Source organism: Pseudomonas sp. LS.1a (genome assembly GCF_022533585.1).
In the GTDB taxonomy this organism is placed as follows: Bacteria; Pseudomonadota; Gammaproteobacteria; order Pseudomonadales; family Pseudomonadaceae; genus Aquipseudomonas.
The window spans coordinates 1496325-1522884 of record NZ_CP092827.1 but is presented as its reverse complement, the minus strand read 5'-3'; the positions used below and the strand labels follow the sequence as shown (position 1 = coordinate 1522884).

27 protein-coding genes, 1 tRNA gene and 2 pseudogenes are annotated in these 26560 nt (G+C 63.7%); 17 read left to right on the top strand and 13 right to left on the bottom strand.

The window, feature by feature from the left end:
• Positions 1-63 precede the first annotated feature (63 nt).
• Positions 64-714, bottom strand: coding sequence for a thiopurine S-methyltransferase (locus tag MKK04_RS07070; RefSeq protein ID WP_207832266.1), 651 nt, complete (start codon positions 712-714; stop codon positions 64-66).
• A 101-nt stretch (positions 715-815) separates the two neighbouring features.
• Here MKK04_RS07070 and MKK04_RS07065 point away from each other — a divergent pair, with 101 nt between their 5' ends.
• Positions 816-1583 (top strand): DODA-type extradiol aromatic ring-opening family dioxygenase, encoded by a 768-nt coding sequence (locus MKK04_RS07065; RefSeq protein WP_241106397.1) that lies wholly within the window; start codon positions 816-818, stop codon positions 1581-1583.
• 90 nt (positions 1584-1673) lie between these two features.
• Here the strand turns inward: MKK04_RS07065 and MKK04_RS07060 are convergent.
• A pseudogene (locus MKK04_RS07060) lies at positions 1674-3387 on the bottom strand (DEAD/DEAH box helicase).
• Positions 3388-3776: 389 nt separating this feature from the next.
• Positions 3777-4532, bottom strand: a complete 756-nt coding sequence (locus MKK04_RS07055; protein WP_241106396.1) for a spermidine synthase — start codon at positions 4530-4532, stop codon at positions 3777-3779.
• A 116-nt stretch (positions 4533-4648) separates the two neighbouring features.
• Here MKK04_RS07055 and MKK04_RS07050 point away from each other — a divergent pair, with 116 nt between their 5' ends.
• Positions 4649-5995, top strand: a complete 1347-nt coding sequence (locus MKK04_RS07050) for a class II 3-deoxy-7-phosphoheptulonate synthase (RefSeq protein ID WP_207832273.1) — start codon at positions 4649-4651, stop codon at positions 5993-5995.
• On the opposite strand, the gene MKK04_RS07045 is transcribed toward MKK04_RS07050, so the two are convergent.
• Positions 5976-7196, bottom strand: a complete 1221-nt coding sequence (locus MKK04_RS07045) for a winged helix-turn-helix domain-containing protein (protein WP_241106395.1) — start codon at positions 7194-7196, stop codon at positions 5976-5978. The genes MKK04_RS07050 and MKK04_RS07045 overlap by 20 nt on opposite strands.
• 144 nt (positions 7197-7340) lie before the next feature.
• On the bottom strand, positions 7341-7559 hold the full coding sequence (locus MKK04_RS07040) for a DUF1127 domain-containing protein (protein WP_063911691.1): 219 nt from the start codon (positions 7557-7559) through the stop codon (positions 7341-7343).
• A gap of 96 nt (positions 7560-7655) precedes the next feature.
• On the opposite strand from MKK04_RS07040, the gene MKK04_RS07035 reads away from it, so the two are divergent.
• Entirely contained in the window at positions 7656-8507 is an 852-nt protein-coding gene (locus MKK04_RS07035) for a LysR substrate-binding domain-containing protein (RefSeq protein WP_233687170.1), read from the top strand.
• Positions 8508-8550: 43 nt separating this feature from the next.
• Here the strand turns inward: MKK04_RS07035 and MKK04_RS07030 are convergent.
• Positions 8551-9298: pseudogene (locus tag MKK04_RS07030) on the bottom strand (sulfite exporter TauE/SafE family protein).
• Positions 9299-9411: 113 nt separating this feature from the next.
• Between MKK04_RS07030 and MKK04_RS07025 the strand changes: the two are divergent.
• The 3 genes from MKK04_RS07025 to MKK04_RS07015 all read left to right on the top strand — a co-directional run bounded on the left by MKK04_RS07025 (position 9412) and on the right by MKK04_RS07015 (position 11452).
• Positions 9412-10365: a LysR family transcriptional regulator gene (locus MKK04_RS07025; protein ID WP_233694395.1), complete on the top strand. Its 954-nt coding sequence runs from the start codon at positions 9412-9414 to the stop codon at positions 10363-10365.
• Between the two features lie 58 nt (positions 10366-10423).
• Positions 10424-10882, top strand: a complete 459-nt coding sequence (locus MKK04_RS07020; RefSeq protein ID WP_063911689.1) for a MarR family winged helix-turn-helix transcriptional regulator — start codon at positions 10424-10426, stop codon at positions 10880-10882.
• Between the two features lie 141 nt (positions 10883-11023).
• Complete coding sequence (locus tag MKK04_RS07015; protein ID WP_063911688.1) at positions 11024-11452, top strand: organic hydroperoxide resistance protein; 429 nt, start codon at positions 11024-11026, stop codon at positions 11450-11452.
• Between the two features lie 151 nt (positions 11453-11603).
• Here the strand turns inward: MKK04_RS07015 and efp are convergent, their stop codons facing one another.
• Together efp and earP are read right to left on the bottom strand one after the other, a co-directional pair.
• On the bottom strand, positions 11604-12173 hold the full coding sequence (gene efp, locus MKK04_RS07010; protein WP_013971530.1) for an elongation factor P: 570 nt from the start codon (positions 12171-12173) through the stop codon (positions 11604-11606).
• Between the two features lie 48 nt (positions 12174-12221).
• Positions 12222-13349 carry an elongation factor P maturation arginine rhamnosyltransferase EarP gene (gene earP, locus MKK04_RS07005; protein WP_233687171.1) on the bottom strand — a complete coding sequence of 376 codons (1128 nt, stop codon included), beginning with the start codon at positions 13347-13349 and terminating at the stop codon, positions 12222-12224.
• Between the two features lie 130 nt (positions 13350-13479).
• Between earP and MKK04_RS07000 the strand changes: the two genes are divergently transcribed.
• Positions 13480-13878: a hypothetical protein gene (locus MKK04_RS07000; protein WP_207832281.1), complete on the top strand. Its 399-nt coding sequence runs from the start codon at positions 13480-13482 to the stop codon at positions 13876-13878.
• A 2-nt stretch (positions 13879-13880) separates the two neighbouring features.
• Complete coding sequence (locus tag MKK04_RS06995) at positions 13881-14351, top strand: GreA/GreB family elongation factor (RefSeq protein ID WP_207832284.1); 471 nt, start codon at positions 13881-13883, stop codon at positions 14349-14351.
• A gap of 27 nt (positions 14352-14378) precedes the next feature.
• Here the strand turns inward: MKK04_RS06995 and MKK04_RS06990 are convergent, their stop codons facing one another.
• A complete protein-coding gene (locus tag MKK04_RS06990; RefSeq protein WP_241106394.1) occupies positions 14379-15317 on the bottom strand; it encodes a LysR family transcriptional regulator in 939 nt (312 codons plus the stop codon).
• Between the two features lie 118 nt (positions 15318-15435).
• Between MKK04_RS06990 and MKK04_RS06985 the strand changes: the two genes are divergently transcribed.
• From MKK04_RS06985 to MKK04_RS06970, 4 genes are all read left to right on the top strand, one after another.
• Positions 15436-16185 carry a 3-oxoacyl-ACP reductase family protein gene (locus MKK04_RS06985; protein ID WP_063911683.1) on the top strand — a complete coding sequence of 250 codons (750 nt, stop codon included), beginning with the start codon at positions 15436-15438 and terminating at the stop codon, positions 16183-16185.
• 183 nt (positions 16186-16368) lie between these two features.
• Positions 16369-17556 (top strand): MFS transporter, encoded by a 1188-nt coding sequence (locus MKK04_RS06980; protein WP_241106393.1) that lies wholly within the window; start codon positions 16369-16371, stop codon positions 17554-17556.
• Positions 17557-17714: 158 nt separating this feature from the next.
• Positions 17715-18095 (top strand): hypothetical protein, encoded by a 381-nt coding sequence (locus tag MKK04_RS06975; protein ID WP_207832289.1) that lies wholly within the window; start codon positions 17715-17717, stop codon positions 18093-18095.
• Between the two features lie 197 nt (positions 18096-18292).
• Positions 18293-20425, top strand: a complete 2133-nt coding sequence (locus MKK04_RS06970; RefSeq protein ID WP_241106392.1) for a TonB-dependent siderophore receptor — start codon at positions 18293-18295, stop codon at positions 20423-20425.
• Positions 20426-20629: 204 nt separating this feature from the next.
• On the opposite strand, the gene MKK04_RS06965 is transcribed toward MKK04_RS06970, so the two are convergent.
• A tRNA-Ser gene (locus MKK04_RS06965) sits at positions 20630-20719 on the bottom strand.
• Positions 20720-20917: 198 nt separating this feature from the next.
• Here MKK04_RS06965 and MKK04_RS06960 point away from each other — a divergent pair.
• The 3 genes from MKK04_RS06960 to MKK04_RS06950 all read left to right on the top strand — a co-directional run bounded on the left by MKK04_RS06960 (position 20918) and on the right by MKK04_RS06950 (position 23526).
• Positions 20918-21607: a crotonase/enoyl-CoA hydratase family protein gene (locus tag MKK04_RS06960; RefSeq protein ID WP_241106391.1), complete on the top strand. Its 690-nt coding sequence runs from the start codon at positions 20918-20920 to the stop codon at positions 21605-21607.
• Positions 21608-21770: 163 nt separating this feature from the next.
• Positions 21771-22490, top strand: a complete 720-nt coding sequence (locus MKK04_RS06955; protein ID WP_241106390.1) for a lysophospholipid acyltransferase family protein — start codon at positions 21771-21773, stop codon at positions 22488-22490.
• Positions 22491-22554: 64 nt separating this feature from the next.
• Complete coding sequence (locus MKK04_RS06950) at positions 22555-23526, top strand: magnesium and cobalt transport protein CorA (RefSeq protein ID WP_207832295.1); 972 nt, start codon at positions 22555-22557, stop codon at positions 23524-23526.
• Positions 23527-23558: 32 nt separating this feature from the next.
• Here the strand turns inward: MKK04_RS06950 and MKK04_RS06945 are convergent, their stop codons facing one another.
• Positions 23559-24290 carry an amidotransferase gene (locus tag MKK04_RS06945; protein WP_063911677.1) on the bottom strand — a complete coding sequence of 244 codons (732 nt, stop codon included), beginning with the start codon at positions 24288-24290 and terminating at the stop codon, positions 23559-23561.
• A gap of 219 nt (positions 24291-24509) precedes the next feature.
• On the opposite strand from MKK04_RS06945, the gene MKK04_RS06940 reads away from it, so the two are divergent.
• Entirely contained in the window at positions 24510-24752 is a 243-nt protein-coding gene (locus MKK04_RS06940) for a hypothetical protein (RefSeq protein ID WP_128637193.1), read from the top strand.
• A 66-nt stretch (positions 24753-24818) separates the two neighbouring features.
• Complete coding sequence (locus MKK04_RS06935; protein ID WP_241106389.1) at positions 24819-25619, top strand: c-type cytochrome; 801 nt, start codon at positions 24819-24821, stop codon at positions 25617-25619.
• Between the two features lie 54 nt (positions 25620-25673).
• Here MKK04_RS06935 and MKK04_RS06930 read toward each other — a convergent pair whose 3' ends face one another.
• Positions 25674-26006, bottom strand: a complete 333-nt coding sequence (locus MKK04_RS06930) for a ribonuclease E inhibitor RraB (protein ID WP_063911675.1) — start codon at positions 26004-26006, stop codon at positions 25674-25676.
• A 176-nt stretch (positions 26007-26182) separates the two neighbouring features.
• On the bottom strand, positions 26183-26419 hold the full coding sequence (locus MKK04_RS06925; RefSeq protein ID WP_207832299.1) for a hypothetical protein: 237 nt from the start codon (positions 26417-26419) through the stop codon (positions 26183-26185).
• Between the last annotated feature and the right edge of the window lie 141 nt (positions 26420-26560).

Sequence of the window (26560 nt, the reverse complement as noted above, 5' to 3'; positions counted from 1 at the left end):
GATTGTGCAGTACCTGTGGGAGCGGGTTCACCCGCGAAAGGGCCGGCACAGGCTACACACCTGTCAGCGGCTGACCCGGTAAACCCGCTCCAACAAGCTCGATACCCCGGCCTGCGAAAACTTCGGGCTTTCCTCAATCACTTCCACAACCTCCAGCTCATCCACCTGCCACCCGGCAAACCCCTGCCGCAGCTCTTCATCCCCTACCGAAAACGGCGGCCCGCCCAGCAAAGCCTGGTCATAATCCAGGGTCACCACCAGCCCCTGGCAACCCGTCGGCAGCAAACCCGACAACAGCTGCATGTACGCCGCACGCATCTGCGTCGGCAAGGCAATCACCGCCGCCCGGTCATAAAGCCCCGCGCAGTCACCAATATCCCCTGCCTGCAACGCAAAGAAATCGCCACACCAAAGCTCCACGTCACCACTGCGCCAAACCTCGAAAGCCCCGCGCTGTTGCACTTCAGCTTCAAGCCCATGCTCGCGGAAGAAGTCCTCCACCGCCCGCCGCGACAGCTCTACACCCAATACGCGGTACCCCTGCCCAGCCAACCAGGCCAGGTCCAGGCTCTTGCCACACAGTGGCACCAGCACGCGGCTGCCCGGCGCCAGGCCAAGCGTTGGCCAATACTTCTGCAGATAGGGGTTCACCTGCGCCTGGTGAAAGCCGATCTGGTTGTCGGCCCACCGCTGCTGCCAGAACGCTGGCTCCATGATCACTCCCGATTTTTAGATGGTTTGTCGGTAAAAACTGGTTTGGATTTCGATCTGTAGTTGATCGAAGATGACTGCATCTTAACCGTCAGGACCCCGCCATGCTGCCCAGCCTGTTCATTTCCCATGGTTCTCCCATGCTTGCCCTGCAACCCGGCGCCAGCGGACCGGCGCTGGCCGGGCTGGCCAGCACCCTGCCCCGGCCAAAAGCGATCGTGGTGGTGTCGGCGCACTGGGAAAGCCGCGAGTTACTGGTCACCGGCAACGCCCAGCCAGAGACCTGGCATGACTTCCATGGCTTCCCTCCTGCTCTGTACGCGGTGCAGTACCCGGCGCCGGGCGAACCCGCCCTTGCCGTCCAGGTCAGTGAACTGTTGCAGGCAGCCGGGCTACCAGCCCGGCTGGACCCGCAGCGGCCGTTCGACCACGGCGCCTGGGTACCGCTGTCGCTGATGTACCCGGATGCGAGTATTCCGGTGGTGCAGGTTTCACTGCCCAGCCACATGGGGCCGGCGCTACAGGTCAAGGTGGGACAGGCGCTGGCGGGTTTGCGCAACCAGGGCGTGCTGCTGATTGGCTCGGGTAGCATTACCCATAACCTGGGTGAACTGGACTGGCATGCCGGGCCGGATGTGATCGAGCCTTGGGCGCTGGCGTTCAGGGATTGGGTGGTGGAAAAGCTTCGGGCGGATGACCAGCAAGCGTTGCTGGGTTATCGGCAGCAGGCGCCGTTTGCGGTGCGCAACCATCCCAGTGATGAGCATTTCCTGCCGCTGTTCTTTGCCCTTGGGGCTGGGGGCAGGTTTGGGGTGGTGCACCAAGGGTTCACCTTGGGGGCGTTGGGAATGGACATTTACCGGTTCGGCTGACGGACCTCTTCGCGGGCTTGCCCGCGAAGAGGCCGGTACAGGCAAAAAAAATCCCCAGCCGAGGCCGGGGATTTTTTCATTGCGCCAGGATCAATCCTCGCGGTAGCGACGCAGCTTCAGCTGCTTGCCAGCCACGCGGGTGTCCTTGAGCTTGGACAGCAGCTTCTCCAGGCCGTCTTCCGGCAACTCGACCAGGCTGAAGCTGTCGCGCACCTGGATGCGGCCGATGGCGTCACGGGCCAGGCCACCCTCGTTGAGGATCGCGCCCAGCAGGTTCTTGGCAGCGATGCCGTCACGGGCACCCAGGGCAGTACGGCAACGCACGCGGCCTTCGGCCAGCGGCAGCGGGGCACGACGCTCGCGGTCACCACGCTCTGGGCGTTCGCCACGCTCACCACGCTCGGTACGCTCGCCACGCGGGGCGAAGCTCGGCACCAGCGGCTGCTCACGCTCTACCGCGGCCAGGTCCAGCGCCTGGCCATTGGTGGCCTTGCGCAGCAGGGCGGCAGCCAGGGCACGCGCGCTGCAACCCAGGTCGTTGGTCAGGCGGTCGAACAGCTCGCCGTGGCTGGCTTCTGCTTCGGCGACCAGCGGTGCCAGGCTCGAGGTCAGCTTCTTGATGCGGGCATCCAGCACGGCCTGGGCATTCGGCAGACGGGCTTCGGCAACTTTTTGCCCGGTTACGCGCTCGATCACCTGCAACATGCGGCGCTCACGCGGGGTGACCAGCAGCAGTGCACGGCCATCGCGACCGGCACGGCCGGTACGGCCGATACGGTGTACGTAGGACTCCGGGTCGTACGGCATGTCGACGTTGAACACGTGAGTGATGCGCGGTACGTCCAGGCCACGGGCAGCGACGTCGGTAGCGACAACGATGTCCAGGCGGCCATCCTTGAGCGAGTCGATCACGCGCTCACGCTGGTTCTGGGCGATGTCACCGTTCAGCGCGGCAGCCTTGTAGCCCTTGGCTTCCAGCGCGGCGGCCAGGTCCAGGGTAGCTTGCTTGGTACGCACGAAGGCGATCAGCGCGTCGAACTCTTCCACTTCCAGCAGACGCAGCACAGCCGGGATCTTCTGGTCGGCGTGGACCATCAGGTGGGCCTGCTCGATCGCAGTGACGGTCTGGGTCTTGCTCTGGATCTTGACGTGCTTGGGCTCGCGCAGGTGGCGTTCGGCGATCGAGCGGATCGACGACGGCAGGGTGGCGGAGAACAGCACGGTCTGGCGGCTGGCCGGGATTGCGTCGAAGATCACTTCGAGGTCGTCCATGAAGCCCAGCTTGAGCATCTCGTCGGCTTCGTCCAGGACCAGGTACTGCACGGTCGACAGGACTTTTTCGTCACGACGCAGGTGGTCGCACAGGCGGCCCGGGGTGGCCACGACGATTTGCGCGCCGTTGCGGATCGCACGCAACTGTGGGCCCATCGGGGCACCACCGTAGACGGCGACCACGTTCACGCCCGGCATCTGCTTGGCGTAGGTTTCGAAAGCGGTAGCAACTTGCAGCGCCAACTCACGGGTTGGCGCCAGGATCAGGGCTTGCGGTTCGCGCTTGCTCACATCGATCTTGTTGAGGATCGGCAGGGCGAAGGCAGCGGTCTTGCCGGTGCCAGTCTGCGCCTGGCCGATCATGTCGTGACCGGCGAGGATGATCGGGATCGATTGTTGCTGAATGGCGGACGGCTCTTCGTAGCCGGTCGCCAGAACGGCAGCAACAATGTTCGGATTGAGATCGAGAGCGGCGAAGCCGCCGGTTTCCTGGGTCATGGGTCTGCCTCTAGGTGCATCCGCAAAGACCCATGCTCCAAAGCTGCACAAGCCATGAAAGACCGACAGGTCACCCAGGCAGCTTTGGCGGCGGGGATTTGCGAAAACGATTGAAAAAGAAAACGTGGGAAGGTCCGCCTAGCGGACGTGCAGCCGAAGCTGGACTCGGAGGGTTTGCACCACCTGATTTTGCGGTCCGCTAAAAGACCGGCGCGTACTATACCTGAAATAGTGCGCAGACGTGAGGAATATTTTCAGGGTGCAGGGCCAGTATCGGGCCATCAGCCATGCGCAGCTGAAACGATTCCTGCCTGCGATACCGCGTCGCCTGTTTCGCGGGCATGCCCGCTCCAGCAGGATACTCACCGCCCTTGGGCACTGTGATATCCCTGTGGGAGCGGGCGTGCCCGCGAAGAAGCCAACTCAGGTAGCCGGCCGAATCTCGCGGATCAGCCCCTCAAGGCTATACTCCAGGCGCGGTGCCAGCGCCTCGGCCCGGGCCCGCACCCCATCCAGGTCCAGCGTCTGCTCCAGGTCCGCTGGCACCAGCAGGATCACATTGCCCTCCTTCACCGGCAGCTCCCAGTAATGCCGGTGATACAACCCGCGCAACAACGCCGCGCCCAGGGGCTTGCCGTCGTCGGTGGCCCACTGGTTGATCACCAGCCAACCACCCGGGTTCAACTTCTGCTGGCAGTTCTCCAGGAAGTTCCAGGCCAGGTGGCCCACCCCCGGTCCATGGTCGGTGTACAGGTCGACGAACAGCAGGTCGGCCTTCTCCGCCGAGGGCAACATCTCCAGGGCGTCGCCGATGCGTACATACAGCCGCGGGTCGTCGTCCAGGCCCAGGTATTCCATGGCCAGGCGCGGTACGTCCGGGCGCAGCTCTATGGCCTCGATGTCGTCCAGCGGCAGGAACTTCATGCAGGCCTGGGTCAGTGTGCCGGCCCCCAGGCCGAGAAACAGCGCGCTCTCCGGCTGTTCGTGGCACAGCGCCCCCACCAGCATGGCGCGGGTATAGTCGTACTCCAGCCAGCTGGGGTCGGCCGTGAACACGCAGCTCTGCTCGATCGCATCGCCGAATTCCAGAAAGCGGTAGTCGTCGACTTCATACACGCTGATGACGCCAAAGGCATCTTCCACCCGTGCCAGTAGCCGCTCTTCCCGTTCCGCCGCCATGCTCACCACCCACCCGCGCAAAAACGCGCATTGTCCGTCAACACCCTCGATGCAACAAGCGCAGCGCCAACTGTTACCATGGCCCATAGCCTACAACCGACAAGACCGAGCCCGAGATGAACCAACCGTGGAGCCCCGACAGCTGGCGCGCCCTGCCGATCCAGCAGCAACCGACCTACCCCGATGCCGCGCACCTGCTGAAGGTCGAACAGACCCTGGCCAGCTACCCGCCACTGGTATTCGCGGGCGAGGCACGCGAGCTGCGCCGGCAGTTCGCCGAGGTTACCGAAGGCCGCGCCTTCCTGCTGCAGGGTGGCGACTGCGCCGAGAGCTTCGCCGAGTTCTCGGCGGCGAAAATCCGCGACACCTTCAAGGTGCTACTGCAGATGGCCATCGTCATGACCTTCGCCGCCGGCTGCCCGGTGGTCAAGGTCGGACGCATGGCCGGGCAGTTCGCCAAGCCGCGCTCATCGGGCGATGAAACCATCGGCGACATCACCCTGCCTGCCTACCGTGGCGACATCGTCAACGGTATCGGCTTCGACGCGAAAAGCCGCATCCCCGACCCGGAACGCCTGCTGCAGGCGTACCACCAGGCCACTGCCAGCCTCAACCTGCTGCGCGCCTTCGCCCAGGGCGGGTTTGCCGACCTGCACCAGGTACACAAGTGGAACCTGGACTTCATCGCCAACTCGGCGCTGGCCGACAAGTACCACCAGCTGGCCAACCGCATCGACGAAACCCTGGCATTCATGCGCGCCTGCGGCCTGGACAGCGCGCCGCAGCTGCGCGAAACCAGCTTCTTCACTGCCCACGAAGCGCTGCTGCTGAATTATGAAGAAGCCTTCGTGCGCCAGGACAGCCTGACCGGCGACTACTACGACTGCTCGGCGCACATGCTGTGGATCGGCGACCGCACCCGCCAGCTGGACGGTGCCCATGTGGAGTTCCTGCGCGGCGTGCACAACCCGATCGGGGTCAAGGTTGGCCCGAGCATGAACCCCGAGGAGCTGATCCGCCTGATCGACACGCTGAACCCGACCAACGACCCCGGGCGCCTGAACCTGATCGTGCGCATGGGCGCCGGCAAAGTCGGCGACCACCTGCCGGGGCTGATCCGCACTGTCGAGCGCGAAGGGCGCAAAGTGCTGTGGAGCTCCGACCCGATGCATGGCAACACCATCAAAGCCAGCAGCGGCTACAAGACCCGCGACTTTGCACAGATCCTGGATGAGGTGAAGCAGTTCTTCCAGGTGCACCAGGCCGAAGGCAGCCATGCCGGCGGCATCCACATCGAGATGACCGGACAGAACGTCACCGAATGCATCGGCGGCGCCCGGCCGATCACCGAGGATGCGCTGTCCGACCGCTATCACACCCACTGCGACCCGCGCATGAACGCCGACCAGTCGCTGGAGCTGGCGTTCCTGATTGCCGAAACCCTCAAGCAGGTGCGGCGCTGAGCAACGCCTGGCGCAACTGGCTGCCCTCCGGGCGCGGGCAGTTCAGTTGCACCTTCTCCAGGCCCAGCCAACTGGCCAGGCGCAGCAGGTTGCCGGCCAGGGCCTGGTAACCCTCCTCGTCCAGGCCTGCGGCCTCCACATGCACGGCATGTACTGCCAGTTGCCCCGGTGCGCGCTCGGCGCGCAGGTCCACACGCGCGCCGATGCGTTCGCGGTACAGGAACGGCAGCACGTAGTAGCCGTACACCCGTTTGTGCGCCGGGGTGTAGATTTCCAGGCGGTAGCGGAAGTCGAACAAGCGCTCGGTACGGTTGCGTTCCCAGACCAGTGAATCGAACGGCGACAACAGCGCGCTGGCCTCGATGCGCCGAGGGATACGCGGTGCGCCGGCGCAGTAGGCGAGCTGCTTCCAGCCTTGCACCTCGACCGCTTGCAGGCGGCCATCAGCCACCAGTTTCGCCAGTGCCGACCTGCCCTGCCCCGGGTCCAGGCGGAAGTAGTCGCGCAGGTCGCGCTCGGTGGCTACGCCCAGGGCGGTGGCGGCGTGCAGCATCAAGCCCTGATGCGCCTCCGCCTCGCTGGGCAATGGCTGATCGAGGATGGTCCTCGGCAGGACCCTTTCCGGTACATCGTAGAGTCGCTCGAAGCCACGCCGGCCAGCGACCGTCACCTCACCTGCGGCAAACAGCCACTCCAGCGCGTGCTTTTCCTCGCTCCAGTCCCACCAGGGGCCGGCCCGTTCTTCACGAGTGGACAGGCTGCCCGCGCCAAGGGCGCCCTGTTCGCGGACGGCGGCCAGTACCCGGGCAATCACGTCCTGGCGTTCGCGGCCAAACTGCGCGAGCTGGCGATAGATGCCACGGCCATCGGCGGCATGGGCCATGCGCCAGCGCAGCAGTGGGTACAGGCTCAGCGGCAGCAACGAGGCTTCGTGGCCCCAGTATTCGAACATCAGGCGCTGGCGGCCACGCCCCCAGGCGAGCTGGTCGAGGGTGGCAGGCGAGTAGTTGCCCAGGCGGGAGAACAGCGGCAGGTAGTGGGAGCGGACCAGGGCGTTGACCGAATCGATCTGCAACACGCCCAGGCGTTGCAGCATGCGCTTGAGTGCTGGCAGGGTCGGGGCCATTTCCGGCTGCTTGCCGAAACCTTGGGCAGAAAGGGCCAGGCGGCGGGCCTGGTTGATGGATAGCTTGAGGGGCAAGCCTGAACTCCTTGTAGTGTCTGCACTGGCCCTTTCGCGGGTGAACCCGCTCCCACAGGGATACCACTGGTCCGGGCAATGTGGCGTTCCTGTGGGAGCGGGTTCACCCGCGAAGAGGCCAGTGATTCCACCGACAAACTTAGCCTATTTGCGCAGCGGGTCATCCCAGAAATGCCGCTCGGCCTCTTGCTGGATATCCGCCCGGCTCAACCCCAGGTCGTGCAAGGTTGCGTCACTGAGGCTGGCCAGTTCCTGACGCTGGCGGTACAGCTGCAGCCAGCGAACAGGACGCTGCAGGACTGCATGCCACAGGTGGTTCAGGGAAAAGGCAGGTTGCTGGATGCTGCTGACATGACCTTTCATCGTGAAGCCCTCCGTGTTGATGGCTCCAGTCTCCTGCCAGGCATAAGATCAATCCAACGAATGTTTCTGATGCCATGCATCTCGGAGATTGATGCAATGTCCCAGTACCAGAGCCTCGACGCGGACGTGCTGCGCACCTTCGTTGCCATCGCCGAACAAGGCGGCTTCACCCGCGCCGGCGAGGTGGTCAACCGCACCCAGTCGGCGGTGAGCATGCAGATGAAACGCCTGGAAGAAGACATCCTGCAGCGCCAGCTGTTCGAGCGCGACGGCCGCCAGGTGCGGCTGACTGCCGAAGGCCAGGTGCTGCTGGGCTATGCCCGGCGCATCCTCAAGCTGCACGGGGAAGTGTTCAACACCCTGCGCATGCCGCACATGGTCGGCGTAGTACGCATCGGCACGCCGGACGACTACGCCATGCGCTTTCTGCCGAATATCCTGTCGAGCTTTGCCCAGGCTTACCCGCTGGTGCAGGTTGAGGTGCATTGCGACTCGTCCAAGCAACTGATGCTGCGCCAGGACCTGGACCTGACCATCGTCACCCGTGAGCCGGGCAACGAGATTGGCCAGCTACTGCGCCAGGAACGCCTGGTGTGGGCCGCCGCCGAAGGCTTCTGCCCGCAGGAACAGCGCCCCATGCCGGTGGCCCTGTTCAACACCGACTGCTTCTGCCGGGCCTGGACCTGCAATGCCCTGGAAGCCCAGGGCATCGACTACCGCATCGCCTATACCAGCCCGAGCCTGGCGGCGATCTTTGCCATTGTCACCGCAGGGTTGGCGGTGACTGCGCAGCTGCAGAGCCTGATTGGCGGGAATATCCGCATTCTGGGCGAGAGCGAAGGGTTGCCGCAGTTGCCGGTGGCCAATGTGATGCTGGTGCGCAGTACCCAGCCCCCTTCGCCAATTACCGATTGCATGGCCGACTACATTGTCGAAGGGTTCAAGTAACTTGGAGCTTGCCGGCGATGGGCCGCAAGGCGGCCCCAAAATCTCAAAGCTCAAACCCGAGCATCACCGCACACCCCACCAAAAACACACAGAACATCGCCCGCAACACCTTCTCCGGCAACGCATGGGCCAACTTCACCCCCAGCTGATGCTGAGCAAGCCCCCCACCGCCAACGGAATTCCCACCCCCAGTCAACACTGTGGTGCACCCCATAGGTCACCAGGGTCACCAAGGTACTCGGCGCCGCCAGCGCCAGCGACAGCCCCTGCGCCACCACCTGGGTGGTACCGAACACACTGGTCAGGATCGGTGTGGCCACCACAGCCCCACCCACCCCGAACAAGCCGCCCATGGTCCCGGCAAAGCTGCCCAGCACACCCAGCCACGGCCAGGCATAGCGCAACTCGGCGCTGGGCGGCGTCACCTTCATGAACATCCGCGCCACGTTCCACACCGCCAGGGCCACCAGGAAGCCGACAAAGCCCAGGCGCATGGAGTGCGCATCCAGCCCCACCGCCCAGATCGACCCCAGCCAGGCGAACACGAAGCTGCACAGCGACAGCGGCACGGCATGGCGCAGCTCGATGCGGTTACGCTGGTGATAACGCCACAGCGCCAGCAGCACATTGGGCACTACCATCACCAGCGCCGTGCCCTGCGCCAACTGCTGGTCCAGGCCAAACAGCACGCCCAACGCCGGGATGGCGATCAGACCGCCGCCAATGCCGAACAAGCCGCCCATGGTCCCCAGGGCTGCGCCCAGCACGATATACAACAACCACTCGATCATCAGAGCCTCATCCGCCTGTACACATAATGCGAGCATGCTAACGATTGCGGGCTGGCGGGGAAACGCATAGCAGCGCACAATGGCTGTGCGTTTCTCGCAAAAGCAAGGCAGCCATGAGCCCCGATACCCTGACCGACCAGCTAAGCCTGTTCCTCGACGTGCTGGAAACCGGCAGCTTTTCTGCCGCCGCCCGCCGCCACCCGCTGACCCCGTCCGCCGTGGCCCGGCGCATCGACAACCTGGAAAACGCCGTGGGCAGCCGCCTGTTCACCCGCAGCACCCATGCCGTGCGCGCCACCCCCGCGGGCAATGCCTTTGCCGAACGGGCCAGGCGCATCATCGAGGAACTGCGCCTGGCCCGCGCCGAAGCGGTGTCGCTGAGCAATGCCCCAGAAGGCCTGATCCGCATCGACGCCCCTGCCGCATTCGGCCGCCGCCACCTGGCTCCGGCCATCGCCGATTTCCTGGTGGCCTACCCGGGCCTGGATGTGCAACTGCGCCTGATCGACAGCTTCGTCGACCTGCAGGGCAGCCACCTGGGCGAGGTCGACCTGGTGTTGCGCGCCGGCCCCCTGGCCGACACCCGGCTGGTCGCCACGCCACTGGCCTACATGGTGCGCATCGCCTGCGCCAGCCCGGCCTACCTGGCCAGCCGCGGCATACCCACCTGCCCCAGCGAACTGCCCGGGCACGATGGCCTGGACTGGGACGGCCTGGCGCCGCCATTCGCCTGGCGCTTCAACGTGGCCGGGCAAAACCGCCTGTACCGCCCCTCACGCATGCGCATGGCCGCCAACAACGCCGAAACCCTGCTGTTCGGCGCCCTCGCCGGCTTAGGCATCGCCCACCTGCCCACCTGGCTGATCAGCGAATACCTGCTGCGCGGCGAACTGATACCGTTGTTTTGCGACGGGGGCTTGCCCGAAGCGGAAACCAGCGGTATCTACGCGCTACGCCTGGAACATGAAACGAACTCTCGCAGCCGTTTGCTGCTCGAATTCCTCAAGAGCCGCTTCAGCCCGATTCCGCCCTGGGACCTGGCCTTGCGCAGTGAACTGCACGAGTAGTGCGCGCACTAATGATCAGCGCGCCAGACTTTCCCATTGATTACCTTCAAGGACCTGCATGAACGCCGACACCCAAGCCTCCTCCTGTGACGAGCTGCTGCTGGACAACCAGGTCTGTTTCGCCCTGCATTCCACCTCGTTGCTGATGACCAAGGTCTACAAACCGCTGCTGCAGGCCCTGGGCCTGACCTACCCGCAGTACCTGGCCATGCTCGTGCTGTGGGAGCGCGACGGCCTGACCGTAGGCGAGATCAGCCAGCACCTGCTGACCGACCCCGGCTCGTTGACGCCGCTGCTCAAGCGCCTGGAAAGCGAGGGCCTGCTGCAGCGCAACCGCAGCCGCGAGGACGAACGGGTGGTGCTGGTGCAACTGACCGACAAGGGCCGCGCCCTTCAACAGCAGGCCAGGGAAGTGCCACAGTGCATCCTCAAGGCCAGTGGACGCAGCCTTGAACAGCTGCAACAGCTGCAGGCCGACTTGCTGGCGCTGCGCGAGAACCTGCAGAAAAACCTCTGACAGCTATGCTGTGCGATGGCCGTTCGGACGAGCGGTGAAGATTTATCTTGCGCGCTAACTAATTGCGCGCTAATTTAAATCCCACACCAACCCGCGCCCTCCTCCAGACGGGGAGCGCACAGCACATTAGCGAGGCTCAAGATGCAAAAGGTCACTCCGCTGTACATCGCAGAAGCAACCTCCACCGGTGGGCGCGATGGCAAATCCCGCTCCAGTGACGGCAAACTGGTTGTCAACCTGAGCACCCCCAAGGAACTGGGCGGCGCAGGCGGTGACGGCACCAACCCCGAGCAGATGTTCGCCGCCGGTTACTCGGCATGCTTCATCGGCGCCTTGAAGTTCGTGGCCGGGCAAGAGAAAAAAGCCCTGCCAGCGGATGCCTCGATCACCGCGAAGGTGGGCATCGGCCAGATTCCGGGTGGTTTCGGCCTGGACATCGACCTGCACATCAACCTGCCGGGCCTGGCCCAGGCCGATGCCGAAGGGCTGGTGGAAAAGGCGCACAAGGTGTGCCCGTACTCCAACGCCACCCGCGGCAATGTGGATGTGCGCCTGCACGTAACCGTTTAAGGCTGGCGCGATCCCCTTGTGGGCGCGGCCTTGCGCCCCATCGCGACACAAGGCCGCTCCCACAAAAACAAGAGCAAGCATCGAGAACTGCAAAAACGCAGGCATGAAAAAACCCGGCCAAGGCCGGGTTTTTTGCGTTTCACAAGAAGTATTACTTCTTGGAACGGCCTTTGAAGCTGTTGTCGCGAGTGTCGATATCGATCCACTCGTCGATCTGGATGAAGTCGGCAACCGAGATCTCGGTACCGTTCTTCAGCTTGGCAGGCTTCATGACCTTGCCCGAGGTGTCGCCGCGTGCAGCGTTCTCGGTGTAGACAACCTGGCGGCTGATGGTGGTCGGCAGTTCAACCGAAACCAGGCGGCCTTCGAAGAACACGGCTTCGCAGACGTCTTCCATGCCTTCTTCGATGTACGGCAGAACGGCTTCGATGTCCTCGGCGTTCAGTTCGTACATGGTGTAGTCGGTGGTGTCCATGAAGGTGTATTCGTCACCGTTGATGAACGACAGGGTCGCTTCTTTGCGATCCAGGATCACGTCGTCCAGCTTGTCGTCCGCACCGTAGACGGTTTCGGTCTTGTAGCCGGTCAACAGGTTCTTCAGCTTGGTCTTCATGATCGCGCTGTTACGGCCCGACTTGGTGAACTCAGCTTTTTGAACCAGCCATGGGTCGTTGTCGATCCGCAGGACGGTACCGGGTTTCAGTTCTTTACCAGTTTTCATTACGAAGTATCCGAATCTGGATGGATTTATAAAAATCGAGGCCGCGTATCATAGCGAATTTCGGTAAAAGTGTACTAGCGCTGTGGCAAGGTCCGGCTGAGCGGCCTGTCGCGCCGCCCAACGCCGGGCATGCTGCCGCAGTTCTGGCCAGTGCTGGCGGGCCGCCTGCCAGGCCTGGCCCATGTCGCTGTCCATGTTCCAGGCACGCCACAGGCCAAGCAGGGCGGCATCGGCATCGCCTGACAACCCGTGTCGATAATGCGCGAGAAACGCTTCGAGCTTTTCCCAATGGGCATTCTCGTCCTGCACGTAGATGTGCCACAGCATCGGCTGCCCGGCCCACTGCGCGCGCACGAACGAGTCTTCGCCGCGCACGGCGTTGAAATCACAGCTCCACAGCAACCGGTCGTAGTCGTCCTGGCTGACGAAAGGTAATACCTGCACGGTCAGCGCCCCTCGCTTGCGCACGCTGCCCACTTGCAGCGGCGCCTCGCCAAGCCACTGGCTGAGCCCCGCGACAACGCGCCCTTGCGGCACCAGCAAGTGACAAGGTTGCTCACCTGAGGCCATGGCATCGAGCCAGTTGCCCAGTTGCGGGTTTTCGTAGGCGAACAGCGACATCAGCAACGCCCCCGCTTCAGGGTTTACGCCAAGCCCCTGCAAGAAGGCCTGCCGTGCGCCCTGCTGGAACGCATCACGCCGTGCCAGCAGCGAGCCCTCGCGCAGCAGGCCACCGGTTTTTTCGGTAAAGCCGGGAAAGAAAAACACCTTGCGCAAGCCATTGGGCTGCGGCGAAGGCAAGCCATGGCAACCCTCCACCCAGTCCTCGGCACTGAGGTACTCAAGGTTCAGCCACAGCGGCGGCGTGGCGCGAGCACGCATTGCCTCTACATAAGGTGCTGGCAACTGGCAGGCGAAGGCACCAATTACCACATCAGCCGGCGCCACCGGCAACCAGGTTACCGGCCACTGGCGCACGTCCACACCGTGCTGCCACTGCTGCTGGGCGGTGGCATCGGCCCCTGGGCACATGGGCGTGAACGCATTGAGGTCATCCACCCACAGGCGCACTGCCAGCCCGTGCTCGGCCACCAGCTGCCGGGCCAGGCGCCAGGTCACGCCTATATCGCCGTAGTTGTCGACGACACTGCAGAAGATGTCCCAGGTGGCTTTCATGTGCCCTGCCCTCGCCCGGCGGAAAAACCGCGCATTTTGCGCATAAATTGTCGCTGACAAAAGCACCTGCGCGGAAAAATGCCCAGACGCATGCGACAATGCACCCCGATCCACCTGCCAGGAAGCTGCCATGCCGCGCCACCGTGAACTGAAGATCGCCCTCAAGCCGTTGCCGTTGATCCTGTGCGTTGCCTTTGGCCTGTGGCTGGGCGCCGTGGCCATCGCCGCCAGCCTGTGGCTGGCCCTGCAACTGTGGCCACAGCAGGTACAGCCACTGGCCCAGGCCGTGGCCCCCAGCGCGTACCGGCCTGCCACGCCGCCAGCGCCAGCCCCTGTGGCGGATGCCCAGGCGGAGATGTTCGAACGCTACAAGGACATCCTGCACAAGCAGGAACTGCAACAGGCCGCCGAGGCCGCCCAGGGCAACCCGCACAACCTCAACAGCCCCAAGTGCCAGTTCTGGCTGCAGCAGAACCGCACTGCGCCTACCGACAAAAGCCAGGCCAACGTGCTGGAGTTCTGTTACTGACCATGAACAAGCCCCACTTGCTGGCGCAGATCGTCGCCACCCTCGAGCATGACCTGGATGTGCTGACCCGCGCGGCGCAAACCGCGTACGAAGCCGCCACTGCTGAAGAGAACATCGCCGAGAACAAGTATGACACCCTTGGCCTGGAAGCCTCGTACCTGGCCACCGGCCAGGCCCGCCGCAGCGCCGAGATTCGCATGGCACTGCAGACTTACCAGCAACTGCTGCTGCGCGATTATGACCCGGCGCGTGGGGTGCAGATCAGCAACCTGGTAACCCTGGAAGACGAGGATGGCAGCCAGCGCCGGTTGTTCCTTGGGCCTGAGGCGGCGGGGCTGAAGATTGGCGAGGGGGCCGGGCTGGTGACGGTGATTACCCCGCGCTCGCCGCTGGGGCAGCAGTTGCTCGGCAAGAAGGTTGATGATGAGGTGAGCCTGGGGGCACAGGCACTATTCATAGTCGATGTTGCCTGACCGGGCCCAATCGCCGGCAATACACATCTAAAGGGTTTGCAAGGCATCGAACCGCCGCGCCAACCCCTGCTCGGCAAACTGCTCCACCACAAAGTCGATAAACGCCCGGGTCTTGCCCGGCAGCAGCTTGTGCTCGGCGAAATACAGGCTGATATACCCATCGTCCACATACCAGTCCGGCAGCACCCGCCGCAGCCGCCCGCCCTCCAGGTACGGCACGGCAAACGGCAGGCTCACCAGGGCAATCCCCAAGCCCTGCTCGGCCACCGCGCAAGCCGCATCCGAATCGCTCATGGTCATCGCCTGGCGCAACTGCAAAGGCTGCTGCACCTGCCAGCGGCTGGTCAACGGCCATGAGCGCACCCGCCCGGTCTGCGGCGAGCGGATCAGGATACCGTCATGCCGTTGCAATACCTGCGGGTCGTCAATCGGCGCGTGTCGCCCCAGGTACGCCGGCGCCGCCACCAGCACCCGGTGCGCCGGGGTCAGCTTGCGCGCCACCACCCCTGGCGGCAGTTCGAAGCCACCGCCAATCGCCGCATCGAAGCCCTGGCCGATCAGGTCGACCTGACGGTTGTCGAAATGCCAGTCCGGGGTAATGGCCGGGTAGCGACGCAGGAACTCTCCCAGCAAGGGCAAAACATACAAGCGCCCGAATACCGTGCCCATGCTCACCCGCAACAACCCGGCCGGCTGGCCTTCGCTGCTGGCCAGGTTAGCCACGGCGTACTGGATGGTGCGGAAGCTGTCACTGACCTCCCCCAGAAATCGCTGCCCCGCTTCGGTCAGGGTCAGCTTGCGGGTACTACGCTGGAACAACCGCACCCCCAGGCGTGCTTCCAGCTGGGCAACATGCTTGCCCACGGCAGCCGGGGTAATGCTGAGGCGCCTGGCGGCCTCGGCAAAACTGCCGACCTCGGCACTGCGGATGAAGCATTCCAACGCATTGAACGATTCCATGGCCATGATTAGCAACCAAAGGTTTACTCTGCTAATAGTGATTGCCATCTTATCAGCAGGTAATCAAGCGCCGATACTGCGCCCATCCAAGGCATTCCGGCCTGGCTTCCAGCAGGAGATCAGCATGTCCAAACAACACACCCTCGAAGGCAAAGTCGCCCTGGTACAGGGCGGTTCCCGCGGCATCGGTGCAGCCATCGTGCGACGCCTGGCCCGCGAAGGCGCACAGGTGGCCTTCACCTATGTCAGCTCCGCCGGCCCGGCGCAGGCGCTGGTTCAGGAAATTACCGACAACGGCGGCAAAGCCCTGGCCCTGCGGGCCGACAGTGCCGACGCGGCAGCCGTGCAACTGGCTGTGGATGACACCGTGAAGGCCTTCGGCCGACTGGATATCCTGGTCAACAACGCCGGTGTACTGGCGGTAGCGCCGGTGACCGAATTCGACCTGGCCGACTTCGACCACATGCTGGCGGTGAACGTGCGCAGCGTATTCGTCGCCAGCCAGGCCGCGGCCCGCTACATGGGCCAAGGCGGGCGCATCATCAACATTGGCAGCACCAACGCAGAGCGCATGCCGTTTGCCGGTGGCGCCCCCTATGCCATGAGCAAGTCGGCGCTGGTCGGCCTGACCCGCGGCATGGCCCGTGACCTGGGGCCGAAGGGCATTACCGTGAACAACGTTCAGCCAGGGCCGGTGGACACCGACATGAACCCGGCCAGCGGCGAGTTCGCTGACAGCCTGATCCCGCTGATGGCGATCGGGCGGTATGGCGAGGCGGATGAGATTGCCAGCTTCGTGGCTTACCTGGCGGGGCCTGAGGCGGGGTATGTCACTGGGGCCAGCCTGACGGTCGATGGCGGGTTTGCTGCCTGATTGAAGGGTTCCGTGTTCCGGCCTCTTCGCGGGCGCGCCCGCTCCCACAGGTACTGCGCGATCGCTGTGGGAGCGGGCATGCCCGCGAATAGGCCGGCACAGGCTCTGCCACACAATGCATTGATGTAGTGCCCGACACTTTCCGATAATCCCCCCTTTACTCCTGCCCGCCACGAGAACTGCATGAACACCCCCACGCTCAGCCGTGCCCTGATCCTGCTGATGGCCACCGCCACCGGCCTGGCCGTAGCCAGTAACTATTACGCGCAACCGCTGCTGCACAGCATTGCCCAGCAGTTCGGCCTGAGCACCGCCAGTGCCGGCAGCATCGTCATTGCCGCGCAGCTCAGCTATGGCGCCGGCCTGTTGCTGCTGGCGCCGCTGGGCGACCTGTTCGAGCAGCGCCGGCTGATCACCGTAATGACCGCCATTTCCACCCTGGGCCTGGTCATCAGTGCCTGCGCACCGAGCCTGCCCTGGCTGATCCTTGGCACGGCGCTGACCGGGCTGTTCTCGGTATTGGCGCAAATCCTCGTGCCCATGGCCGCGAGCCTCAGCGAGCCACACCAGCGCGGGCGCGCGGTCGGCACGCTGATGAGCGGCCTGCTGCTGGGCATCCTGCTGGCGCGTACCGCCGCCGGCTTCATGGCCGAGCTCGGTGGCTGGCGCAGCATCTACGTGCTGGCCGCGGTGCTGATGGCCATCACCGCCGTGGCGCTGCACCGCAGCCTGCCGCAACACCACAGCCATGCCGGGCTGAAATACCCGGCGCTGATCGGCTCGGTGTTCCGCCTGTTCTTCGAAGAACCGGTGCTGCGCCTGCGCTCGCTACTCGGCCTGCTGGCGTTCAGCCTGTTCGCCCTGTTCTGGACGCCACTGGCGTTCCTGCTGGCGAAAGGCCCGTACCACTATTCGGACGCAGTGATAGGCCTGTTCGGCCTGGCCGGTGCAGCGGGTGCGCTGTCGGCCAACTGGGCCGGGCGCCTGGCCGACCGTGGCAAGGGCTCGCTGGGTACCACCGTGGGGCTGGTGGTGTTGCTGCTGTCATGGGTCCCGCTGGGCTATGCCGAGCAGTCCTTGCCGGCCTTGCTGCTGGGCGTGCTGATGCTCGACCTGGCGGTGCAGCTGGTGCACGTGAGCAACCAGAATGCAGTGATTGCCCTGCGGCCCGAGGCGCGCACGCGGCTGAATGCCGGGTATATCACCTGCTACTTCATTGGCGGGGCATTGGGGTCATTGCTGGGCACGCAGTTGTTCCAGCGCCAGAGCTGGATGGGAATTGTGGTGGCCGGGTTGGTGATTGGCGGGCTGGCGTTGCTGGCCTGGGGGTTGGCGGAGCGTAAGCGCAAGAACGCTTTGCAAGCGGCCTGAAATTTTTTATTGGATTCTTCGCGGGCGTGCCCGCGAAGAGGCCCTTAGCCATGGCGACAATGCACCGCACGACCCTCCGTCGCATGGCCGTTGACTTGCCCGCCTGGGCAGCGCTCAGTAGGCGCTGGTCAATGCCCTTTCCCTGACAGGACGACGTTATGACAAGACTCACGGTGCAATCCGGCGATTTCTTGCAAGGTGAAGGCGAGTATCGCAACGGATCGCTCACACTCAAGACCCCGCGCAGCCCCTCCCCGGGCGAGCGGATTTCTCTGGCACGCATCAGCGACCTCCGGCTGGCCAGCCTGGAATCCAGCCGTAGCCTGGGCAGTGCCCTGGGCTGGGGCATGGCCGGGGCCCTGGTAGCCGGGCCGGTGGGGTTGCTGGCCGGGCTGTGGCTGGGTGGCAAGGAAGAACAAGCTACCTTCCTGGCTACCTTCAAGGATGGGCGCAAGCTCATGGCCATTACCGATGGCAAGACCTGGTCGAAGATCGATGACAACTGGCGGCAGCACAAGCGGCCGGCCAACCAAGACTGAATATCACCGGGCCTGGATCGTTTTATGTTGAAGGCGGCTGTAAGATGCCGCCTTTTTCATGGCCTGTGCCGGCCTCTTCGCGGGTAAACCCGCTCCCACAGGAAAATCACTATCCTCAGGTGCAGTGATATCCCTGTGGGAGCGGGTTTACCCGCGAAGAGACCGGCACAGGTGTGCGCATCCAGGAGCCCCACCGCATGCCCCCGCGTCACCCTCGCCTGCCCCTGAGCCTGCTCAGCCTGGGCCTGGCCCTGCATTGCCCTCATGTGCTTGCCGAAGACAGCGTGTTACTGGCCCCGCTGCAGGTGTCCGACACCTACGCCAACGACGGCTACCAGGCACGCCAGGCAGCAGTAGGTGGCTTCCAGCCCGCGCCCCTGCTCGACACCCCTGCTTCGGTCAGCGTGTTCAGCCAGCAACTGCTGGAAGACCGCCAGGTGCGCAAGCTCAGCGAAGTGCTGCAAAGCGACGCCTCGGTGGGCGAAAGCTACGCCCCCATCGGTTACTACGAAAACTTCAACGTGCGCGGCTTCGAGCTGAATGCCGCCAGCAGCTACCGCATCAATGGCCAGACCATCGCCGGCGAGCAGAACGTAGCTCTGGAGAACAAGCAGCAGGTGGAGCTGCTCAAGGGCCTGTCCGGGCTGCAGAGCGGCGTGTCGGAGCCGGGCGGCTTGGTCAACTACGTGACCAAGCGCGCCGAAGACGTGCGCAGTATCACGGTTTCGACCAACGAACAGGGCGCACGCTACCTGGCCACCGACCTGGGCGGCTGGTTCGGCAGCGAGCGGCAGTTCGGCCTGCGCGCCAACCTGGCCCATGAAGACATCCGCTCCTATGTCGACCATGCCGATGGCAAGCGCGACTTCGCCTCGCTGGCCTTCGACTGGCAGATCAACCCGGATGCCACCCTGCAACTGGATGCCGAATACCAGCACCGCGAACAGCGCTCGGTACCCGGTTACCAGTTGCTCGGTGGCAGCGAAGTGCCCCACGGCATCGACCCGGACGACCGCCTGGCCTACCAGCACTGGGCCAAGCCGGTGCAGAACGATTCGCTGAACCTGGGCGGGCGCTTCGAGTACCGTTTCAACGAGGCCTGGACCGGGACCTTGAGTGCCTCGCGCAGCAAGGTGGTTATCGATGACTACAGCTCGTTTGCCTGGGGCTCGAGCGAAGGCGCGTTCTTCGGCAGCAATGGCGACTACGACATTTACGACTTCCGCAGCCCCGACGACACCCGCCGCACCGACGAGGCGCTGGCCATGCTCAATGGGCGTTTCGATGCGCTGGGGGTAGGGCATGAGCTGACCGTGGGCACCAGTGCACAGCGGCGCACGCTGGATCAGCGCCCCAGCTATATGGAATGGATAGGCACAGGCAACATCCACACCGGCGCGCCGGCCTTTGATCCATCCGACAAGCCCATCAGGTCTAGCGAACGTCGCCTGGACAGCCGCCAGTACGGCCTGTTCGTCAGCGACCGTATCAGCTTCAACGAGCAATGGCAGACCTTACTGGGCGCTCGTGAAGTGCGCCTGGATGAAAGCACCTGGGACGAAAACGGGGTGGCCGGCCGCCATACCCGGCAATACGAATTGCTGCCCAATGCCGCGCTCATCTACAAGCCGCAACCGGATACCACCTTGTACGTCAGCTACGCCAAAGGCCTTTCAGCCGGCGGCACGGCCCCCTGGTTTGCCAGCAACGCAGCCGAAATCCTCGCGCCGACGACCTCGCACCAGCTTGAACTGGGCCTCAAGCACGACTGGCAAGGGCTGAGCTTCAGCGCCGCACTGTTCCAGATCCGCCAGGCATACCAGTACGCCCGCCCGGACGGCGCCGACAAATTCACCTACGTGCAGCAAGGCCAGCAGAAGAACACCGGCCTGGAGCTGGGCGCCAGCGGCTGGGTAACCTCGAACCTGCGGGTGCAAGCCAGCGCTGCGGCGATTCGGGCGCGGGTGCAGAACAGCGGTACCGATGCCTATGAAGGCCACCAGGCGATCAACGTGCCCAGGTTCCGGGCGGCGCTGCAGGCGGAATACACCCTGCCGGTGCCGGGGTTGGCACTGCTGGGCGGGGCGCGCTACAGCGCCAGCAAGTATGCGAGCCAGGCGGGGAGCGTGGAGGTTGGCGGGTATACGGTGTTCGATGTGGGTAGCCGCTACCGCACGCGCATCGGGGGGTATGACACGGTGCTGCGGCTGACTGTGGATAACGTGTTCGACAAGCGTTACTGGCGCGATGTGGGGGATTACCTGGGGGATAACTACCTGTTCCAGGGAGCGCCGCGGACGGCTCGGCTGTCGGCTTCGGTCAGCTTCTAGATTTTTTGGGGCGCCTGTGGGAGCGGGCGCGTCGAGGCGTCGAACCGCCGCGAACACCGGCGCAGCCGGTGCCATACATCGCGTCGCTTTCTTCGCGGGCGTGCCCGCTCCCACAGGGATCGCGCCAGCTCAGAAAAATGAGACAAAAAGGCCCTGAAAACAAAAAGCCCCCGGCTTTTCAGCTCGGGGGCTCTTCGTAGAATGTGGCGGTGAAGAAGGGATTTGAACCCTTGATACGATTTCTCGTATACACACTTTCCAGGCGTGCTCCTTCGACCACTCGGACACTTCACCGTTTCTCTTCAAGCCTTGCAGCCTGTCGAGGTGCGCTAATTTAGTGAAAGACATTCCCTTTGGCAAGCATTTTTTTCAATTTTTTCATGCATTTGCATTTGAGCCCCGGCGTACGCTGACCGACCGGTCAGCCTTACTGCTTTACCTCGCCCCCAGCGCTGGGTAACGTCGTCGCCACGCCAACAAAAGGACTCTGCCATGAGCGAGCTGATTACCTACCACGCCGAAGACGGCATCGTTACCCTGACCCTGAACAACGGCAAGGTCAACGCCATCTCGCCAGACGTCATCGCTGCCTTCAACGCCGCGCTCGACCGCGCCACCGAAGAGCGCGCAGTGGTGATCATCACCGGGCAGCCAGGCATCTTGTCAGGCGGCTACGACCTCAAGGTGATGACCAGCGGCCCCAAGGAGGCGATCAGCCTGGTCACCGCCGGCTCCACCCTCGCCCGCCGCCTGCTGTCGCACCCGTTCCCGGTGGTGGTCGCCTGCCCGGGCAACGCCGTGGCCAAGGGTGCCTTCCTGCTGCTGTCTGGCGACTACCGCATTGGCGTCGAAGGGCCATACAAGGTGTGCCTGAACGAAGTGCAGATCGGCATGACCATGCACCATGCCGGCATCGAGCTGGCCCGCGACCGCCTGCGCCGCTCGGCCTTCCACCGCTCGATGATCAATGCCGAGGTGTTTGACCCGCAGGGTGCGGTGGATGCCGGCTTCCTCGACAAGGTGGTGCCGGCCGAGCAGTTGCAGGATGCGGCACTGGCGGCGGCGCGAGAGCTGAAGAAGCTGAACATGCTGGCGCACAAGAACACCAAGCTGAAGGTGCGCAAAGGGTTGCTGGAAGCGCTGGACAAGGCGATCGAGCTGGACCAGCAGCATATGGGCTAGCCGGACCGGCCTCTTCGCGGGTAAACCCGCTCCCACAGAAGTCTCGCTTCACCTGTGGGAGCGGGTTTACCCGCGCAGAGGCCGGAACAGGCTTACACCAGGGTTTGCCCCGACCAGTGCACATCCGTACACTGCCCGGCGACTGTCTGGTGTGAGTCGTACCATGCTTTATTCACTGCGCATGTTCCTGCTGGCGCTGCATTTCCTTGTGGTTGGTGCCCTGGGCCTGGTCATTGGCCTGTGCCGCCCCTTCAACCCCGACAACAGCCGCGTGTTCGCCCGCCTCTACAGCTTGCCGGCCACCTGGCTGATGCGAATCAGGGTCAAGGCCGAAGTCGGCCCGCTGTGGGACCAGCCGCCCGGCTGCGTGATCGTCGCCAACCACCAGTCCAACTTCGACCTGTTCGTGCTGGGCCAGGTGGTACCGCAACGCACCGTGGCCATCGGCAAGAAGAGCCTGGGCTGGATCCCGCTGTTCGGCCAGTTGTTCTGGCTGGGCGGCAATGTACTGGTCGACCGCAAGAACGCCTACCAGGCACGCAAGGCCATGCAGAAGACCACCCGGGTACTGCAGGACGACACCTCGATCTGGATTTTCCCCGAAGGCACACGCAATGCAGGCGAGCATCTGATGGCATTCAAGAAAGGCGCCTTTCACATGGCCATCGAGGCTGGCGTGCCAATCGTGCCGGTGTGCGTCAGCCGCTATGCAGGGCGCCTGAGCCTGAACAGCTGGCGCCAGCGCACGGTAATCGTGCGCTCGCTGCCACCGATCGCAACGGCGGGCATGACCCTGCAGGACCTGCCGGCGCTGATCGAACAGTGCCGGGGGCAGATGCAGCAATGCATCGACCGCATGGAAGGGGAACTGGCCAAGCACTAGGTTGCTCTTGAGCCCACTACGGCCCAAGCTGTAACCCGTGTCCAACCGGAATAAGCGAACAACCATGGGTCGAGTCGTGGCATCGGCGGTTTACAGCGCCGGCAGAAAGGTCACCAACATCAGCATCGATGAAGGCAGCGAATGGGCGCGCAAGCCGGGGCACTTCGTGTGGATCGGCCTGGAAGAGCCCAACGCCGAGGAACTGGCCAACCTGCAGTGCCAGTTCAACCTGCATGAACTGGCCATCGAAGATGCCCTGGAGAAGCACAGCCGGCCCAAGCTGGAAACCTTCGGCGACGCCCTGTTCATCGTCACCTACTCGCCGGTGCGCCACGAAGGCAAGCTGGAGTTCATCGAAACCCACATCTTCGCCGGCAACGGCTACATCATCACCTGCCGCAACGGCCACTCCAAGTCCTACGCCCTGGTGCGCCAGCGCTGCGAGGCGCGGCCGTTGCTGCTGGAGCACGGCGAAGACTTCGTGTTGTACGCCCTGCTCGACTTTGTCACCGAGAACTACCAGCCGGTCAGCGAGGCCATTCATGGCGAGATCGAAGAGCTGGAGCAAAGCGTGCTTGGCGGCTCGCTGCAGGAAGACGATATCCGCCGCCTGCACAGCTTGCGCCGCGACATCCTGCGCCTGCGGCGCTACGTGGCGCCGATGGTCGAGGTGAGCGAGGAACTGCAGCGCCTGAGCTTCCCGTTCATCGACAAGAACATGCGCCCGTACTTCCGTGATGTGCAGATCCACGTGACGCGGCAGATGGAAGACCTGGCCGGCATCCGTGACATCGCCAGCCAGACCATCGAGATCGGCATGCTGCTGGAGTCGTCACGGCAGAGCATCGTGCAGCGCAAGTTCGCGGCCTGGGCAGCGATCCTGGCGTTCCCCACGGCAATTGCCGGGATTTACGGGATGAACTTCCAGAACATGCCGGAGCTGGGGTGGCACTATGGGTATTTCGGGGTGCTGGGGTTGATTGCGATGGGGTGTTCGGGGTTGTATGCCAGCTTCAAGAAGTCTGGCTGGCTTTGAGATTGCCGGGGCCGCTCTGCGGCCCCGCGCTCTCACGCCGCGTCGTGCTTGCTCACCGGCTGCTGGATAAACCGCAACATCCACTCCCCCACCAGGTCGCCCTGGTGCTCGGTGGCCAGGCTGGCCACGGCCTTGTGGTACACCTCATCACCCAGATGCTCCTGGCGCGCATCGAGCAACGCGCGGGAGTAGTCATGCACGAACTCCGGGTGCCCCTGGAAGCACAGCACCTGGTCACGAATGTGGTACGCCGCGTTCGGGCAGAAATCGCTGGAGGCAATCACCGTGGCGCCTTCCGGCAGCTCGGTCACCTGGTCCTGGTGACTGATCAGCAAGGTCAGCTCCGAAACCTCCGGGTCCATCCACGGCGCATGGGCCGCCAGCGAATAGCGGTGGATACCCACGCCCCAACCCTGCTCGGCACGTTCGGCCTTGCCACCGAGGGTCAACGCCAGCAACTGATGACCGAAACATACCCCCAGCAGCTTCTCGCCACGCTCGTATAGCTTCAGCAGATAGGCCTTGAGGGTCTGGATCCATGGGTCGGTACCGAACGAATCGGCCTTGCTGCCCGTCACCAGGTAGGCATCGAACACTTCGTCGTCGGCGGGGTAATCGCCGTTCATCACGTTGTACACACGAAATTCGGCGGCGATCGGCTGACGCGAGAAGAGCTGCTCGAACATCCTGCCGTAGCCCTGGTACTGCGCCGTCAACTCCGGTCGCAGGACATCGGTTTCAAGGATGCAGATGCGTAACGACATAGGGATAGTCCTGAACGACATGGGTGGGAATCTGCTGTAGAGACTGACGCGAAAGGCACGTACAAGCAAGTAGGCCGCACTGACGAACGGTCACATTTCGTCGGTGCCCTGCTGGCACTTGCGCCACCGTCTAGCGAGAGCATGCCAGCCAGCTGGCACTTGGCCTCATAGCCAAACGAAATCAACGGACCACAGCATTAGAAGAAAGGGTTCTCAAACATGGATGACGCACACCCTACTGTTGGTTGTATATCCACTTTCAAGAGGCAAGCAGTTCAGGCGTCACGCAACGCCACTGCGATCGACCCGAAGCGCGACAGGGAAGCCAACGGGTATTCAGGAATAACAACAAGAAGGCGGTCCGCCATGTTCAGACAATCGAAAATTCGCCAAGCTGGGCTCATTCTCTTCGCCACGACTTTGCTGCTGATCCTGCCGAACCTGACACGTTTGTTCGGCTGACTGCCGCTGTGGCGCCAACAGGCAACGCACAGGTAACCTGCTGGCCTTGATGGTCGGAGATTACCCATGCGCCACTGCCTTGCACTGTTAGTGTTGCTCCTGAGCCTGCCGCTGTCGGCGGCGCAACTGCACCTTGAACTGGGCGCCACGACGCGCCAGTGGAGCAGTGCCGAACTGCTCGACCACCCGCAGGCCCGGGACATCAGCATCGACCAGGACGTTTCCTACAAGCGGCCCATGCACTATCGGGCGGTGCCGTTGGCCGTGCTGCTGGAAGGCGTGAGCGCCAGCGACCACCTGCAGGCGGTGGCGCTGGACGGTTTTGCCGCCGAAATGCCCGCCGCGCCACTGTTGCAGCACGGGCCGGCACAGGCCTGGCTGGCGGTGGAGGACCCGGGCAGACCATGGCCGGCACTGGGCCAGGGCAAACCGAGTGCAGGGCCGTTCTACCTGGTGTGGACTGCGCCGCAGGCCAGCGGCATCCGCCCGGAGCAGTGGCCGTTCCAGATTTCCACGATTCGCAAGCTGGCTTCAGTCGAAGCGCGTTTTCCGGCACTGCTACCCGACCCGAAACTGCCGGCCGACAGCGCGGTGCGCCGGGGTTTTGCCCTGTTCCAGCAGAACTGCCTGGCGTGCCACCGGTTGAACGGCGCGGGGGATGCGCAGGTGGGACCGGACTTGAATGTGCCGCATAACCCGACCGAGTACTTCCAGCCTGAATATCTACGCCAGCTGATTCGTGACCCGCAGAGCCTGCGGCAGTGGCCGCAGGCGAAGATGCCAGGGTTTGCAGAGAGTGTTTTGAGTGAACCGGAGCTGGATGAATTGCTGGCTTATCTGAGACATATGGCTGGGCGTAGGCCTTGAGGGCTGTGCTTGCTTCTTCGCGGGCTTGCCCGCGAAGAAGGCAACACAAGACTTTCAGGCTATGGGCCGCTCCTGCTTGACCCCCCACCCTTCCACCTCACCACCATAAGGTGTCACCAGCTGCTCGAAGGTCTCTTCGAAGTCACCAATCCCGCCATGGGTGGCATACATGACCTTGCTCAGCTCCAGATGCCAGGCACCGTCGCCCAGTTCCTTCACCTGGGCATTCAGCGATTCACCGCGAAACTGCCCGGCCGCGCGGCGGGCCCCTGCTTCGTCGGGGAATATGGCGTAGAACTCGATGGGGTGGATCTGGGTGAAGTCGAAACCGCCTGCTTTCATCTGGCGCAGGACGTTGCTGCTGATATCGTCGTTCTGGCTGCTCATGAAACGTCCTCCTGAATAATGCGATGGATAGACTTTCCGTGCACTACGCACCTGCCGGCAGCGGCCGGGCAGTTCGAGCTGATGCAAGACGCGAAGGGATGCAGTGCCAACCCGCAGAATAGGCTGGTACCTTCATGCAGCGTAGTGCCTGCCAGGGCGCCACGCAAACGTGTGGTTCAGGGTGTTTCGTGGATGCTGGTGATGGTCACGCCGCTCTGTTCCTTGAGCCAGCGAGCGGTGGGGGAAACGGCGCGGTCCTGAAAGTCGTTGAGGTCCAGCTCGTCCATCACCGGGAACAGGTGCGAACGGATGGCCCGCGCGGCATCCTCCTCGCTGGGGCACTGGTCGCCACGCAGCGTCAAGGTGGTGAGCACGCCTTTCTGGTCGGCAAAGATGACTTCCCACTCTTTCATTGAACGAACCCTCTCAGTCAACGAACACCGGGTGTGTGATGCCTGAAACAAGTGACCTTGGGGTAGGGAGAATGTTCAGTCTGGGGATTTGTGTCGGGCCCATTCGCGGGCACGCCCGCTCCCACAGGGTCACCACAAGGT